This is a genomic window from Xanthomonas sp. GW, assembly GCF_014236815.1.
Lineage (GTDB): Bacteria > Pseudomonadota > Gammaproteobacteria > Xanthomonadales > Xanthomonadaceae > Xanthomonas_A.
This window is the reverse complement of the sequence record NZ_CP051189.1, coordinates 4,825,865-4,839,078: the sequence shown is the minus strand read 5'-3', so window position 1 is coordinate 4,839,078 and position 13,214 is coordinate 4,825,865. Positions and strand designations below refer to the sequence as shown.

The following is a 13,214-nucleotide window of genomic DNA, read 5'->3' as shown; positions in this document are numbered from 1 at the left end:
AGCCGAGCCCTTAGCAGCCGGACCGTGCGCTGCAGGTGAATCCCGCGCAAACGCCGCGGCGGTTTCCGACATCGGCTTAACGCCTGCGCCAGGCAGGCGCGGATACTGCGCGAGTCGTCACAGCCGGTTTTTCCGTCCCAAGGAGCGCCGCATGCCCGAGCCCCGGCATCGTCCCGTATCGCGTCTGCGCGTGCATGGGCGCCGCGCGTTGCGCAACACGCAGCGGCTGCTGCTGTCGCTGCTGCTGGTGCTGTTCACCGTCGGCGCCATCGCCGGCAGCCAGAAGGTGCTGGAGCGCGACGATGCGCGCTGGCTGCAATCGATGACCACCGGCCTGGACAGCGCCAGCGTGGCGCAGCTGCAGCACGACGGGCGCAAGCGCTTCCTGCGCGACCAGTTGCAGGCCTCCAGCGGCGACGCCGCCCTGCCTGCGGCGGTACGCACGCAACTGGATGGCTACGAGGCGCTGCATACGCCGGTGCAGGACCTGCTCAAGCAACTGGATGCGCGCCAGCAGTACATCAAGGCGATGCCCGACGGCGAGGCCAAGGTCGCGGCGAAGAAGGCCTTGCAGCAGCGCGCTGATGCGCTGCTGGCGCAGGCGCGGCAGGCGCAGCTGCTGCGCGCGGTGTATTCGCGCGACCAGCTGCGCGAGCAGATGGTGTGGTTCTGGCTCAACCACTTCAGCGTGTTCGCCGACAAGGGCCGCCTGCACTGGACCGTCGCCGACTACACCGACAACGCGATCCGCCCGCATGCGCTGGGCAAGTTCTCCGACCTGGTGATGGCGACGCTGCAAAGCCCGGCCATGCTCGAATATCTGGACAACGCGCAGAACGCCAAGGGCAAGGTCAACGAGAACTACGCGCGTGAACTGATGGAACTGCACACGCTGGGCGTGGACGGCGGCTACAGCCAGCACGACGTGCAGCAACTGGCGCTGATCCTCACCGGCGTCGGCATCGCCCCGCCCAACCGCGATGCGCCGCCGAAACTGCCGCCGCCGCAGCAGGCGCAATACCTGCGCCGCGGCGCGTTCGAATTCAATCCGGCGCGGCACCAGCCCGGCGACAAGACCCTGCTCGGCCAGCGCATCGCCGGCGGCGGTTTCGACGAGGTCGAGCGTGCGGTGCAACTGATCGTGCGCCAGCCGGCGTGCGCGCATTTCGTGTCGCGGCGCCTGGCCGAGTATTTCGTCGCCGACGATCCGCCGCCGGCGCTGGTGGAGAAGATGGCGCGCACCTTCCAGCGCAGCGATGGCGATATCGCCGCAGTGCTGCAGGTGCTGTTCACCGCGCCGGAAATGGCCGCCGGCGCGCCGCACAAGTTCAAGGATCCGTACCGCTTCCTGGTGTCGTCGCTGCGTCTGGCCTACGACGGGCAGACCATCGCCAATCCGCAGCCGCTGCTGGGCTGGCTGAGCCAGATGGGCGAGCCGAGCTATGGGCGCATCACCCCCGACGGCTGGCCGCTGCAGTCCAGCGCCTGGAACAGTTCCGGGCAGATGGCGCAGCGCTTCGAGATCGCGCGCGCGATCGGCGGCGGCAACACCCAGTTGTTCACCAGCGGCGGACAACAGCGCGGCGGGTTTCCGCAGCTGACCACGCCGCTGTACTACCAGGCGATCGAGCCGCAACTTGGCGAGACCACCCGCCAGGCGCTGGCGCAGGCGCGCTCGCAGCAGGAGTGGAACGCGTTCCTGCTGTCCTCGCCCGACTTCAACTATCGCTGACCCGGCTCATAGCGCTGGGCGCGGCGACTGTCGCCGCGTCCGGCGATCACGGAGGTCCTGCATGCACCGTCGCCATTTCCTGTTCGCCTCCGCCGCCGCGGCGGCCAGCCTGCCGTTCGCCGGGCGCCTGTTCGCCGCGCCGGCGCCCTCGCCACGCTTGCTGGTGGTGTTCCTGCGCGGCGGCTACGACAGCAACAACCTGCTGATTCCCTACGCCAGCGATTTCTACTACGCATCGCGGCCGACCCTGGCGATCGCACGGCCGGATCCTGCCAACCCCAACAGCGCCATCGCGCTGGACGCGCAGTGGGGATTGAACCCGCGGCTGCGCGACACCTTGCAGCCGCTGTGGAACGACAAGCAGTTGGCGTTCGTGCCGTTCGCCGGCACCGACGACCTGTCGCGCAGCCATTTCGAAACCCAGGACAGCATCGAGGCCGGGCAGCCGGCCGGGCAACGCAGCGACTACCGCTCCGGTTTCCTGGCGCGGCTGTCGCAGGTGGCCACCGGCACCCCGGCGATCGCCTTCACCGATTCGCTGCCGTTGAGCTTCCAGGGCGGCGGCGACATTCCCAACCTGTCGCTCAAGCGCAATCCCACCCCGGCCTTCGACCAGCGCCAGGCCGATATCCTGGCGCAGATGTACCAGGGCACGCCGCTGGCCAGCGCCGCGCACGAGGGCCTGGCGCTGCGCCAGCAGGTGTCGCAGGCGCTGCAGGACGAAATGCAGCAGGCCAACCGCGGCGCCGCCAGCGCGCGCACCTTCGCCGACGAGACCCGGCGCATCGCCACGCTGATGCGCGAGCGCTACCGGCTCGGCTTCGTCGATGTCGGCGGCTGGGACACGCACGTCAACCAGGGCAGCACCGACGGCCCGCTGGCGACCAATCTCGGCAACCTGTCCGAAGGCCTGGCCGCCTATGCCGAGGCGCTGGGCCCGGAATGGCGCAACACCGTGGTGGTGGTGCTGTCCGAGTTCGGCCGCACCTTCCGCGAGAACGGCGACAAGGGCACCGACCACGGCCACGGCACCACGTACTGGGTGATGGGCGGCGCGGTCAACGGCGGCCGCATCGCCGGCGAGCAGGTCGCGGTGAGCAAGGACAAGCTGTTCCAGGATCGCGACTACCCGGTGCTGACCAACTACCGCGACCTATTTGCCGGCCTGCTGAGCCGTATGTGGGGCCTGTCGCCGGCGCAATTGCAGAAAGTGTTCCCGCAGGCGCATGCGCGGGATCTGCAGCTGGTGTGAGGTGCGCGCTGTGGCATTGCTGCACAGCGGAGGCGCGCCGGCTGGGTGCCGTGTGGGTGGGGGTTTTTGGCGCCGACCGATTGTCGCAGGTCTGTCACTCCGCCCGTCGCGACTGAAGTCGCTCCCACAAGGGGCTTGCGGCACGCTGGCTGGGTGCACTGTAGGAGGGGCTTCAGCCCCGACAGACTGTTTCCGCAGCCGGTGCAGCTTCCGACTCCGCTTGTCGCGGCTGAAGCCGCTCCTACAAGGGATTTGCGGCCAGCCAACTCTGGATGCATGAGAAGGGACTTCAGCCCCGACTGTCTCCGCCTCCATTAAGGTCTACCGCTCCGCTCGTAGCGACTGAAGTCGCTCCCACAGGACTTGCGACGAGATGGCTGGGTGCCCTGTAGGAGGGGCTTCAGCCCCGACAGACAGTGTCCGAAGCCGGTGCAGTTCCCGACGTCGTGTGTCGCGGCTGAAGCCGCTCCTACAAGGGACTTGCGGCCAGTCGGCTGGGTGCACTGTGGGAGGGACTTTAGTCCCGACAGCATCCGAAGCCAGGGAATCATCGCTGCATTTATTGCGGTTGAAATTGCGCCTGCAGCAAGACATCCGTCATGCCGTGATCGCCGCCTGCTCGCCTCTCACGCCGAGCGCCTACGCGCCAGCGAACGGGGAGCGACCATAGAACCGTGTCAGATGCGCAGCCACGTCCGGCATCTCGCGCTGCAGCCGCTCCGGCGCGGAGAAGTGGTATTCGCTGACCACCGCGAAGAATTCTTCCGGTGCTTCTGCAGCATAGGCATCGATCTCGCTGCTGCGGCCGCGGTCCACGCGCTTGCAGAACGCGTCGTAGCTGCGCTGGAAATCCGCGGCCCAGCGCCGCTGCCAGTCGCGCGGCAGCGGCGGCGTGCCGTCCAGTGCGCCGTCGAGCACGTCGAGCTTGTGCGCCATTTCGTGCACCGCCACGCAGTAGCCGGCATGCGGGTCGTCCAGGTCCGCCTGCACATCGGCCCAGGACAGGATCAGCGGGCCGCTGTCCCAGGATTCGCCGATCAGCTCGTCTTCCCACTCGTGCAGCACGCCGGCCGCATCGACATGGCTGCGCTGCACGCGGAACGCGTCCGGATACACCAGCACTTGCGACCAGCCGCGCAGGCCCTCGGCACCGAACTCCAGCAACGGCAGGCAGCACAACGCGGCCAGCACGGTGCGCTGCGCCGCATCCAGGGTCAGCCCGTCCAGCGGCGAAATGGTCTTGCGCTGCAGGAAGTGCGTGGCCAGCGCGCGCAATGTGTGCTCGCGCTGCGCATCCAGTGCCGCCACCCACGCGCAGCGCTGCCGGACCAGGTGCCAGGTCGCATCGTCGATCGCAACAGGCGCCGGCAGCAGCCAGCGCAACCAGCGTGGGATCAGCGGAACATCCCCGGCAGGAAGCTGTGCCACTTGGGCATGCGCAGGCGCGGCACCAGGTCGCTGTCGCTGCCGCCGCCGCTCGGTGCCGCCGGCTTGGCCGCCGCGGCGGGCGGGCGCGCCGTCGAGGCCGGGCGTGCCTGGACGGCGTCCGCGTCGGTGCTGTCGGCGTAGACGCAGTCGTTGCGCTGCTTGCTCACCAGCGCTTCGGACGCGTGGACGGCGGCCAGCGGGAGCAACAGCAGGATCAGGCACGGCAGGGAGCGGCGCATCGTCGGCATCCAGGGCGAACGGCGGTGAATCCCGATTCTAACGCGGTTTTCACCCCGTGCAGGCCGGCGCTGGGCGCGGGGCCGGCGCTTCCCGCATACTTTTCCGTTCCGAGTCACGTCTTCAGGGGCGTGTGGATTGAAACGAGGCGATGGAAACGGCGTGGACGAGCGCGAACTACTGGCCCGGCTCAGCCAGGGCCGCCTTTCCGGCGACGCCCTGGCGCGGTCGTTCGGGCTGACCCGGGCTGCGGTGTGGAAGCGCATCCAGGGCCTGCGCGCGGCCGGGGTGGAGATCGACGGCCGCGCCGGCGAGGGCTACGGGCTGGCACGGCCGCTGGAATTGCTCGAGGCCGAGCGTATCCGCGCCGCGCTGGCGCCGGCCGCGCGCGACGAGCTGGCCGGGCTGGAGATCGCCTGGAGCCTGACCTCCAGCAACAGCACCCTGCTGGCGCGGCCGGCGCCGGCGCGCGGCAGCGAGGTGCTGCTGGCTGAGCGCCAGACTGGCGGCCGCGGCCGCCGCGGCCGGGTCTGGGCCTCGCCGCTAGCGGCGCATCTGTACCTGTCGGTGGCGCGCGGCTTCGACGGCGGGCTGGGGCGGCTGGGCGGGCTGAGCCTGGCCGCCGGCGTCGCCGTGGCCGAGGCGCTGCGCGCGGCCGGCTTCGCCACGGTCGGGCTGAAATGGCCGAACGACCTGCTCGCCGACGGGCACAAGCTCGGCGGCCTGCTGGTCGAAGGCGGCGGCGAGTTCGCCGGGCCGGCGCGCGCGGTGATCGGCCTGGGACTCAACGTGCGCATGCCCGCGGCCAGCGCCGCGAGCATCGGCCAGCCGTGGACCGACCTGGCCACGCTGGCCGGCGCCGACACCGACGTCTCGCGCAACGCGATCGCCGCCACGGTGCTGTCGCATCTGCTGCCGGCGTTGGCGCTGTTCGACGCGCAGGGCCTGGCGCCGTTCCTGCCGCGCTACGCCGCGCTGGACCTGCTCGCCGGGCGCGCGATCCGCATCGACGAGGGCGGCGTCGCACGCGAGGGTGTGGCGCTGGGCCTGGCCGAGGACGGCGCGCTGCGGGTCGCCTTCGCCGATGGCGAGCGCCCGCTGCATGCGGGCGAAGTCAGCGTGAGGCCGGCATGAGCGACTGGTTGTTCGACCTGGGCAATTCGCGTTTCAAGTTCGCCGCGCTGGAACGTGGCCGCGCCGCTGCGGTGCAGGCCTGGCCGCACGGTGCCGAAGCGATGGACGCGGCAGCGGTGGCGGCGCTGCCGCGCGGCGACACCGCCTATGTCGCCAGCGTCGCCGCGCCGGCACTGACCGCCACCGTGCTGGATGCCTTGCGCACTCGCTTCGCGCAGGTGCGGGTGGCGCGCACCGAGGCGGTCTGCGCCGGCGTGCGCATCGCATACGCGCAGCCGCACAAGTTCGGTGTGGACCGCTTCCTGGCGCTGCTCGCCGCGCACGGCGACGGTGATGTGTTGGTGGTCGGCGTCGGCACCGCGCTGACCCTGGACCTGCTCGATCGCGACGGCCTGCATCACGGCGGGCGCATCGCACCGTCGCCGACCACGATGCGCCAGGCGCTGCAGCAGCGTGCGGCGCAACTGCCGGCCGAGGGCGGCGACTATCACGAGTTCGCCGCCGAGACCGCCGATGCGCTGGCCTCCGGTTGCGACGGTGCGGCGCTGGCGCTGATCGAACGCAGCCTGCAGCGGGGCGAGGCACTGCTGGCGCGGCGGCCGCGGCTGCTGCTGCACGGCGGCGGCGCCCCGCCGTTGCTGCACGCGTTGCCGGCGGCCCAGCAGCGGCCGTCGCTGGTGCTGGACGGGCTGGCGCTGTGGGCGCAGGCGCACGCCGCGGCCGGGTCCGCCGGGTAGAATCCGCGCATGCTCGTCCGCGCCCTGCTCGTCGTCCTGACCATCCTAAATCTTGGCGTCGCGCTGTGGTGGGCGACGCAGCCGCAGACCCCGGCGCCGGCACCGATGCCGGCGCTGCCGGCTGGGGTGGCGACGTTGCAACTGGTGCCGGCGTCCACGGCCGTGCCGCAGGCCGCGTCTGCGGCACCGGCGGCTTCGGCACCGACCCCTGCCGTCCACGCCGCAACCGCGCCGGCCGCCAGCGCTCCCGCCGCGGACGCACCTGCGACCACCGAAGTGCCGGCAACCGCAGCGCCAGCCGTCGCCGCCGCCGCGTCACCACCGCCCAAGGCACCCAGCGTTGCAGCGGCCGCTGCTGCCGAGCCTGCTGTCGCCGCCCCGGTGTGCCTGAGCCTGGGCCCGTATCCGGACCGCGCCGCGGCCGAGACCGCCGCCGCCGCGCTCCGCACCGCCGCGCCGCGCCCGCGCCTGCGCGAGGTCGGCGACGGCGACGCCACCAGCTTCCGCGTGCTGCTGCCGACCATCGGCGGCGAGGACGGGGTCAAGGCCGCGGTCGATCGCATCGTCGCGGCGGGCATCCGCGACTATTACCCGATCCGCGAGGGCGACGCCGGCAATGCCATCGCCCTGGGCCAGTACCGCAGCCGCGAAGGTGCCGAACGCCGCAAGGCCGAACTGGCCAAGGCCGGCTTCAACGTCGATCTGATTCCCAGCGGCGGCAGCGGTCAGTCGCGCTGGTGGCTGGACCTGCGCACCGACTCCGCAGCGCAGGCCACGGCGCTGCGCCGGCAACTCGGTGCGCAGCGGCAGCGTGCGCTGGACTGCGCCACGCTGCGCTAGAATGCCGCGCTGCGACGGCGTCGGTCGCGTGCGGCCGGCGCGGATCGCGGTCCAGCGCCGCCGCCGCGATATGCCACAGCGGCCTGCCAGCAGGTAGACTGCGACGGCCCGCAGCGCGGGTAGTGCAGTCCTCGTGCCGCTTTAGCTCAGTCGGTAGAGCAACTGATTTGTAATCAGTAGGTCGTCCGTTCGATTCGGACAAGCGGCACCACTTTTTCGTATTGCATCGCACAGGCCAGCGCCACGCTGCGCCAACCGCATGCCGGTTGCCTGCATGCACGTGCAGGCGCGCCTCGGCACTTCCCGTATGTTTCCGGCAACCAGCGCACAGCGCAGGCGCTCGCCTGCTGCGCCGCGGCGGGTCGCGCTGCAAGCGGCTCGCTAGACTGGCGCACATTTTTCGCTGGAGCGTGTCCGCATGAATTCCTCTTTTCTGCCGGTGTCCCTGATCGGCGTTCCCACCGACATCGGTGCCGGACACCGCGGTGCGCGCATGGGGCCGGAGGCGCTGCGCATCGCCGGCCTGCACGAGGCGCTGGCCAATCGCGGCATCGAGGTGCGCGACCTGGGCAACCTCGACGGCCCGCGCAATCCGTGGCAATCCCCGGTCGCCGGCTATCGTCACCTTGACGAAGTGGTGGCCTGGAACCGCGCGCTGATGGAGGCCAGCTACGCCGAACTGCGTGCCGGGCGCATGCCGATCATGCTCGGCGGCGATCATTGCCTGGGCATCGGCTCGATCACTGCGGTGGCGCGGTATTGCCGCGAGCAGGGGCGCAAGCTGCGGGTGCTGTGGCTGGATGCGCATTCGGACTTCAATACCAGCGAGGTGACGCCGTCGGGCAATGTGCACGGCATGCCGGTGGCCTGCCTGTGCGGGCTGGGGCCGCAGGCGCTGACCGAACTGGGCGGCACCGCGCCGGCGCTGCGCCCGGAGCAGGTCCGCCAGATCGGCATCCGCTCGGTGGATCCGGACGAGAAGCGGCTGATCAAGCAGCACCGTATCGACGTGTACGACATGCGCTACATCGACGAGATGGGCATGAAGCGGACCATGGAGGCGGCGCTGGACGGTCTGGACGCCGACACCCACCTGCACGTCAGCTTCGACGTGGATTTCCTCGATCCCAGCATCGCTCCCGGCGTCGGCACCACCGTGCCCGGCGGGCCGAACTACCGCGAAGCGCAGCTAGTGATGGAGATGATCGCCGACAGCGGGCGCATGGGCTCGCTGGACATCGTCGAACTCAATCCGGTGCTGGACCATCGCAATCTGACCGCCGAACTGGCGGTGGACCTGGTCGAGAGCCTGTTCGGCAAGTCCACGCTGATGCGCGACTGAGGCGGTTTTCGATACGAAACTGAATATTGCCACGCTTCATTCACGTGAAATCCACAGTCGTGAAGTCAGATTCACCGCCAGACGGTAGCTCGGCAACGGCTATCGCCGCCGCCCCAGACCCGATCCACTGCGAGGAATCCACAATGAAGCGACTGCTCACCTTGATGATGCTGACCCTGTTCTGTGCAGGCATGCTGACTGGCTGCAACACCATGGCCGGTGCTGGCAAGGATATGCAGAAGGCCGGCGATAAGGTGGAAACCAAGGCCGACGATTGCAGCGACGGCAAGTGCTGATCGATCGTCCGCAGTGACTTGGCGTCGACCGATTAGCCAATGCGTAACCCAGCGCGGCACATATGTCGCGTTCCCATGACCAAGAAGGAGTAAGACCTATGAAGCGTACTTTTGCGTGGATGCTGCTGGCGATGTTTTCGGTGGGCCTGCTGTCGGGCTGCAACACGGTTGCCGGTGCCGGCAAGGACGTGAAGAGCGCCGGCGAGAAGGTCGAAGACGCCGCCAAGAACTGAGCCCAGCGCTCGGTGACGAAAGACGGGTCGGCTTGCCGGCCCGTTTTTTTTGCGCGCTTTTCGCCATCGCGATGGGTGTTGGTGGTAAACGCTTCAGCGCCCTCATGTGTCGTTGACGGTGCATTGATCGATCGGCAACGGCCCTGGCGCAATGCTGCGCACGCGGTTCAATCGCCGCGGACATCCAACGAGAGCGAGGCTATGAACAAAGACATCATTTCCGGCAAGTGGACCCAGCTCAAGGGCAAGATCAAGGCCCAGTGGGGCGACCTGACCGACGACGATTTCGACGTGGCCAGCGGCAACGCGCAATACCTGTCGGGCAAGCTGCAGGAACGCTACGGCTGGGATCGCGACCGCGCCGAAAAAGAGGTCCGCACGTTCCAGGACGGCCTGGGCAAGGAATACCGCGACTGAGGCGCGCGCTGCGCTCTGACGTAGAAACGGGCCGCGATGCGGCCCGTTTTTCGTTTTGCGCGCTGGTGCAGGGTTCAGCGCGACGGCGGATCCGGCACGAAGTCGCCGGGAAAGGCCTGCGGTACGTCGGCCACGCGCGGATAGAAGCGCGGCCGCGGGATCACCCCGCGTGCGACCAGCCGCGCACGACTGTCGTAGCGCAGTTGCAGGCGCTGCCGCGGCACGTCGCTGGCGCGTTCGAATTCGGTGACGCTGGACGGCGACCATTCGCGTTCGCCATGGCCGGTGCCCAGGCGCTGCATCTTGCCCTGCACCGCATCGCTTTCTGCGCGTGCGGCTGCGGCAGGGGGCGCTGCCGCGATCGGCGCTGCAGCGCGCTCGCGGTCTTCCTCCACGCTCGCCTGCGGCACGATCGCCGGCGCCTCGTCGAACACCGCCATGCCGATCACGCCGACGTTGTCGGGGCGGCCGGTGCGCGCGGCGTAGCTGTCGGCGAGGTCGGTGAACACGAACTGCGCGATCTCGCGCTGTGACTTGCGCCAACCGGCGATCTCGCTGCTCTGCCATGGGTCCAGCACGTAGCCGCGCTGGTCGCTGGACGCGGTCTGCCCGCTGACCGCGTTGACCCCGTCCACCGACAGCACCACCAGCACACGGCGGTCGCTGCGGTTGGTCAGGCGCAGCGCATAGCGGTGGCCCGGTTCGGCGGCAATCCAGCGTTCGCCGCGCTGCTTGTATTGCGGCAGGTTGGCGCCGTCGGCGTCGCGGTCGATCACGTCCAGCGTCACCAGCGGCGCGGGCGGTGCGGGGTAGGGGCGGAAACCGCACAACAGGCCGATGCACAGCAAGGCGATCGCGATCGGGCCGATCGGGCGGGGCGAAAAAACAGGCGGGCGGGCTTGCGCATCACGGCGACTCCACGGAAGGGACCTGCTGTTGAACGCGCCATGCGCCGGAACGGGGTTGCCGTGCAGCGGTTAAACTCGCCGGGTTATCCATTGGCCGTCGATTCTCCGCATGACCACCCGCGTCCTTACCGGCATCACCACCTCCGGCACCCCGCACCTGGGCAACTACGTCGGCGCGATCCGCCCGGCGTTGCAGGCCAGCCTGCGCCCCGGCATCGAGAGCTTCTATTTCCTGGCCGACCTGCACAGCCTGATCAAGGCGCAGGATCCGGCGCGCACCCAGCGCTCGACCCTGGAGATCGCGGCCTCGTGGCTGGCGGCCGGGCTGGATCCGTCGAAGGTGTGGTTCTACCGCCAGTCGGATGTGCCGGAAACCAACGAGCTGACCTGGTTCCTGACCTGCGTCGCGGGCAAGGGCATCCTCAACCGCGCCCACGCCTACAAGGCGGCGGTGGACAAGAACCGCGCCGATGGCGAGGACGACGATGCCGGTGTCAGCGCCGGGCTGTTCATGTACCCGGTGCTGATGGCCGCCGACATTCTGCTGTTCAACGCGCAGCAGGTGCCGGTGGGTCGCGACCAGATCCAGCACATCGAGATGGCGCGCGATTTCGGCCAGCGTTTCAACCACGTCTACGGCCGCGACTATTTCACCCTGCCCGAAGCGCTGATCGACGAGAACGTGGCGACCTTGCCCGGGCTGGACGGGCGCAAGATGAGCAAGAGCTACGACAACACGATTCCGTTGTTCGCCCCGCGCGAGGAACTGAAGAAGCGCGTGTTCTCCATCGTCACCGATTCGCGCGCGCCGGGCGAGCCGAAGGACACCGAGGGCTCGGCGCTGTTCCAGCTGTACCAGGCCTTCGCCAGCGCCGAGGAAGCCGCCGCGTTCGCGCAGGCCTTCGCCGGCGGCATCGGCTGGGGCGAGGCCAAGCAGCAGTTGTTCGCGCGCATCGATGCGGAGATCGCGCCGATGCGCGAGCGCTACGAGGCGCTGATGGCGCGCCCGGGCGACATCGAAGCGATCCTGCGCGACAACGCGCAGCGCTTGCGCGCGCGCTACGCCACGCCGTTCCTGGCCGAACTGCGGCATGCGGTGGGCCTGCGCGACCTGTCGCTGCGCGACGCCGGGCACGCCGATGCGGCAGAGGCCAGGCAGGCGCTGCCGAGCTTCAAGCAGTACCGCGAAGGCGACGGCCGGTTCTACTTCAAGCTGCTCGACGGCGAAGGCGCGCTGCTGCTGCAGAGCGGCGGCTTCGAATCGCCGCGCGACGCAGGGCGCGTGATCGGCGCGCTCAAGCAGGCCGTGCAGGCCGATGCGCTGCAGATTCCGGACCTTACCCTGGCGGTGCCGGTCGAGGCCGTGCTGGCGGCGCTGCAGCGGCTGCGCGACGCGGGCTGAGGACAGAAAACGGTCCAGGCCAGCAATGTTGTGGGAGGGACTTCAGTCCCGACGAGGCTTTGGCGGTAATGCGTCGGGACTGAAGTCCCTCCCACAAAAAGCCCAGGATCGCAGCTGGCTGTAAAGGCGGGTTACCTGCGCCGCGCTCCCAGAAATGCATGTCGCGATGACAAGGCCCGGGGCATGGATTGCCTGGAGCCCGAGGCGTAGCCAAGCGGGGCTGGCAACAACCTCCATACGGCCTAGAATGGAGCTTCGCCCAGCCACCGCCTTGCGCCATGCCACGCGACCCCAGCATCCATCTCATCGACACCGGCTTCCAGCGCGCGCAGTTCGATGCGGCCTACCTGATCGTGGAGAACGGACGCGGCGCGTTCGTCGATTGCGGCACCAGCCACTCGCTGCCGGCCATGCTCGCCGCGCTCGACGGCGCGGGCCTGGCGCCGGGCGACGTGGACTGGTTGATCCTGACCCACGTGCATCTGGACCACGCCGGCGGCGCCGGCGCGCTGCTGCAGCAGCTGCCGAACGCGCGCCTGCTGGTGCATCCGCGCGGCGCGCCGCACATGATCGATCCGGCGCGGCTGATCGCCGGCGCCACCGCGGTGTACGGCGAGGCCGAGATCGCGCGCAGCTACGGCACGATCGTGCCGGTGCCGGCCGAGCGCGTCGTCGTCGCCGAGGACGGCCATCGGCTGTGGCTGGGCGAGCGCGAACTGCTGTGCATCGATACGCCCGGCCACGCGCGCCATCACCTGTGCGTATGGGACGCGCGCAGCCGCAGCTGGTTCAGCGGAGACACCTTCGGCCTGTCGTACCGCGAACTGGACAGCGCGCAGGGCGCGTTCGTGATCCCGACCTCCTCGCCGGTGCAGTTCGATCCGGAGGCGATGCGCGCCTCGATCCAGCGCATGCTCGGCCATGCGCCGCAGACGCTGTATCTGACCCACTACGGTCCGGTCGGCGCGGCGGACACGCTGGCGGCGGATCTGTTCGAGCAACTCGACGCGATGGTGGCGATCGCGCGCGGCTGCGACGGGCGTTCCGATCGCCATCGCTGCCTGGTCGCCGCGTTGAGCGCGCTGTACCTGGAGCGCGCGCGGCTGCATGGCTGCCCGCTCGACGATGCCGGCGTGGAGCGGGTGCTGCAGATGGATATCGAGCTCAATGCGCAGGGTCTGGCCTGCTGGCTGGATCGCTGAAAGGCCGGGATTCGGGATTCGGGATTGGGAAGAGCGTGTGTCTGCGCTCCTCGT

At 69.5% G+C, this 13,214-nt stretch carries 14 protein-coding genes and 1 tRNA gene; 12 read left to right on the top strand and 3 right to left on the bottom strand.

Annotation, left to right across the window (positions count from 1 at the left end; genetic code table 11):
• Window positions 1–151: 151 nt before the first annotated feature.
• Both HEP73_RS20950 and HEP73_RS20945 read left to right on the top strand, forming a co-directional pair.
• On the top strand, window positions 152–1,732 hold the full coding sequence (locus HEP73_RS20950; protein ID WP_185821409.1) for a DUF1800 domain-containing protein: 1,581 nt from the start codon (window positions 152–154) through the stop codon (window positions 1,730–1,732).
• A 61-nt stretch (window positions 1,733–1,793) separates the two neighbouring features.
• A complete protein-coding gene (locus HEP73_RS20945; RefSeq protein WP_185821408.1) occupies window positions 1,794–2,984 on the top strand; it encodes a DUF1501 domain-containing protein in 1,191 nt (396 codons plus the stop codon).
• A gap of 639 nt (window positions 2,985–3,623) precedes the next feature.
• Here the strand turns inward: HEP73_RS20945 and HEP73_RS20940 are convergent.
• A complete protein-coding gene (locus HEP73_RS20940) occupies window positions 3,624–4,412 on the bottom strand; it encodes a M90 family metallopeptidase (RefSeq protein WP_185821407.1) in 789 nt (262 codons plus the stop codon).
• Window positions 4,379–4,651, bottom strand: a complete 273-nt coding sequence (locus HEP73_RS20935) for a hypothetical protein (RefSeq protein WP_185821406.1) — start codon at window positions 4,649–4,651, stop codon at window positions 4,379–4,381. The genes HEP73_RS20940 and HEP73_RS20935 overlap by 34 nt, the downstream gene beginning before the upstream one ends.
• 160 nt (window positions 4,652–4,811) lie before the next feature.
• Between HEP73_RS20935 and birA the strand changes: the two genes are divergently transcribed.
• The 8 genes from birA (at window position 4,812) to HEP73_RS20895 (ending at window position 9,648) form a co-directional block, all read left to right on the top strand.
• Window positions 4,812–5,783, top strand: coding sequence for a bifunctional biotin--[acetyl-CoA-carboxylase] ligase/biotin operon repressor BirA (gene birA / locus HEP73_RS20930; RefSeq protein WP_255423590.1), 972 nt, complete (start codon window positions 4,812–4,814; stop codon window positions 5,781–5,783).
• Complete coding sequence (locus tag HEP73_RS20925) at window positions 5,780–6,520, top strand: type III pantothenate kinase (RefSeq protein ID WP_185821404.1); 741 nt, start codon at window positions 5,780–5,782, stop codon at window positions 6,518–6,520. Before birA ends, HEP73_RS20925 begins: the two co-directional genes overlap by 4 nt.
• A 9-nt stretch (window positions 6,521–6,529) precedes the next feature.
• Window positions 6,530–7,360 carry an SPOR domain-containing protein gene (locus HEP73_RS20920; RefSeq protein WP_185821403.1) on the top strand — a complete coding sequence of 277 codons (831 nt, stop codon included), beginning with the start codon at window positions 6,530–6,532 and terminating at the stop codon, window positions 7,358–7,360.
• Between the two features lie 135 nt (window positions 7,361–7,495).
• Window positions 7,496–7,571: transfer RNA gene (locus HEP73_RS20915), tRNA-Thr, on the top strand.
• 207 nt (window positions 7,572–7,778) lie between these two features.
• Window positions 7,779–8,702 carry an arginase gene (gene rocF, locus HEP73_RS20910; protein ID WP_185821402.1) on the top strand — a complete coding sequence of 308 codons (924 nt, stop codon included), beginning with the start codon at window positions 7,779–7,781 and terminating at the stop codon, window positions 8,700–8,702.
• Between the two features lie 143 nt (window positions 8,703–8,845).
• Window positions 8,846–8,998 carry an entericidin A/B family lipoprotein gene (locus HEP73_RS20905; protein WP_185814371.1) on the top strand — a complete coding sequence of 51 codons (153 nt, stop codon included), beginning with the start codon at window positions 8,846–8,848 and terminating at the stop codon, window positions 8,996–8,998.
• A gap of 98 nt (window positions 8,999–9,096) precedes the next feature.
• Entirely contained in the window at window positions 9,097–9,231 is a 135-nt protein-coding gene (locus tag HEP73_RS20900; protein WP_003469322.1) for an entericidin A/B family lipoprotein, read from the top strand.
• Between the two features lie 201 nt (window positions 9,232–9,432).
• The gene (locus tag HEP73_RS20895; RefSeq protein ID WP_145703764.1) at window positions 9,433–9,648 is read left to right on the top strand and encodes a CsbD family protein; all 216 of its coding nucleotides are present in this window, start codon (window positions 9,433–9,435) and stop codon (window positions 9,646–9,648) included.
• A gap of 74 nt (window positions 9,649–9,722) precedes the next feature.
• Here the strand turns inward: HEP73_RS20895 and HEP73_RS20890 are convergent, their stop codons facing one another.
• Window positions 9,723–10,496, bottom strand: a complete 774-nt coding sequence (locus tag HEP73_RS20890) for a hypothetical protein (protein WP_255423589.1) — start codon at window positions 10,494–10,496, stop codon at window positions 9,723–9,725.
• A gap of 169 nt (window positions 10,497–10,665) precedes the next feature.
• On the opposite strand from HEP73_RS20890, the gene HEP73_RS20885 reads away from it, so the two are divergent.
• Window positions 10,666–11,958: a tryptophan--tRNA ligase gene (locus HEP73_RS20885; protein WP_185821401.1), complete on the top strand. Its 1,293-nt coding sequence runs from the start codon at window positions 10,666–10,668 to the stop codon at window positions 11,956–11,958.
• A 278-nt stretch (window positions 11,959–12,236) separates the two neighbouring features.
• Window positions 12,237–13,160 carry an MBL fold metallo-hydrolase gene (locus HEP73_RS20880; RefSeq protein ID WP_185821400.1) on the top strand — a complete coding sequence of 308 codons (924 nt, stop codon included), beginning with the start codon at window positions 12,237–12,239 and terminating at the stop codon, window positions 13,158–13,160.
• Window positions 13,161–13,214 lie beyond the last annotated feature (54 nt).

What these genes read in the sequence shown, in the direction of transcription:
- HEP73_RS20950 (WP_185821409.1), top strand. Translation starts at nt 152, where the DNA reads ATGCCCGAGCCCCGGCATCGTCCCGTATCGCGTCTGCGCGTGCATGGG.
- HEP73_RS20945 (WP_185821408.1), top strand. Translation starts at nt 1,794, where the DNA reads ATGCACCGTCGCCATTTCCTGTTCGCCTCCGCCGCCGCGGCGGCCAGC.
- HEP73_RS20935 (WP_185821406.1), bottom strand. Translation starts at nt 4,651, where the DNA reads ATGCGCCGCTCCCTGCCGTGCCTGATCCTGCTGTTGCTCCCGCTGGCC.
- HEP73_RS20925 (WP_185821404.1), top strand. Translation starts at nt 5,780, where the DNA reads ATGAGCGACTGGTTGTTCGACCTGGGCAATTCGCGTTTCAAGTTCGCC.
- HEP73_RS20920 (WP_185821403.1), top strand. Translation starts at nt 6,530, where the DNA reads ATGCTCGTCCGCGCCCTGCTCGTCGTCCTGACCATCCTAAATCTTGGC.
- rocF (WP_185821402.1), top strand. Translation starts at nt 7,779, where the DNA reads ATGAATTCCTCTTTTCTGCCGGTGTCCCTGATCGGCGTTCCCACCGAC.
- HEP73_RS20905 (WP_185814371.1), top strand. Translation starts at nt 8,846, where the DNA reads ATGAAGCGACTGCTCACCTTGATGATGCTGACCCTGTTCTGTGCAGGC.
- HEP73_RS20900 (WP_003469322.1), top strand. Translation starts at nt 9,097, where the DNA reads ATGAAGCGTACTTTTGCGTGGATGCTGCTGGCGATGTTTTCGGTGGGC.
- HEP73_RS20895 (WP_145703764.1), top strand. Translation starts at nt 9,433, where the DNA reads ATGAACAAAGACATCATTTCCGGCAAGTGGACCCAGCTCAAGGGCAAG.
- HEP73_RS20885 (WP_185821401.1), top strand. Translation starts at nt 10,666, where the DNA reads ATGACCACCCGCGTCCTTACCGGCATCACCACCTCCGGCACCCCGCAC.
- HEP73_RS20880 (WP_185821400.1), top strand. Translation starts at nt 12,237, where the DNA reads ATGCCACGCGACCCCAGCATCCATCTCATCGACACCGGCTTCCAGCGC.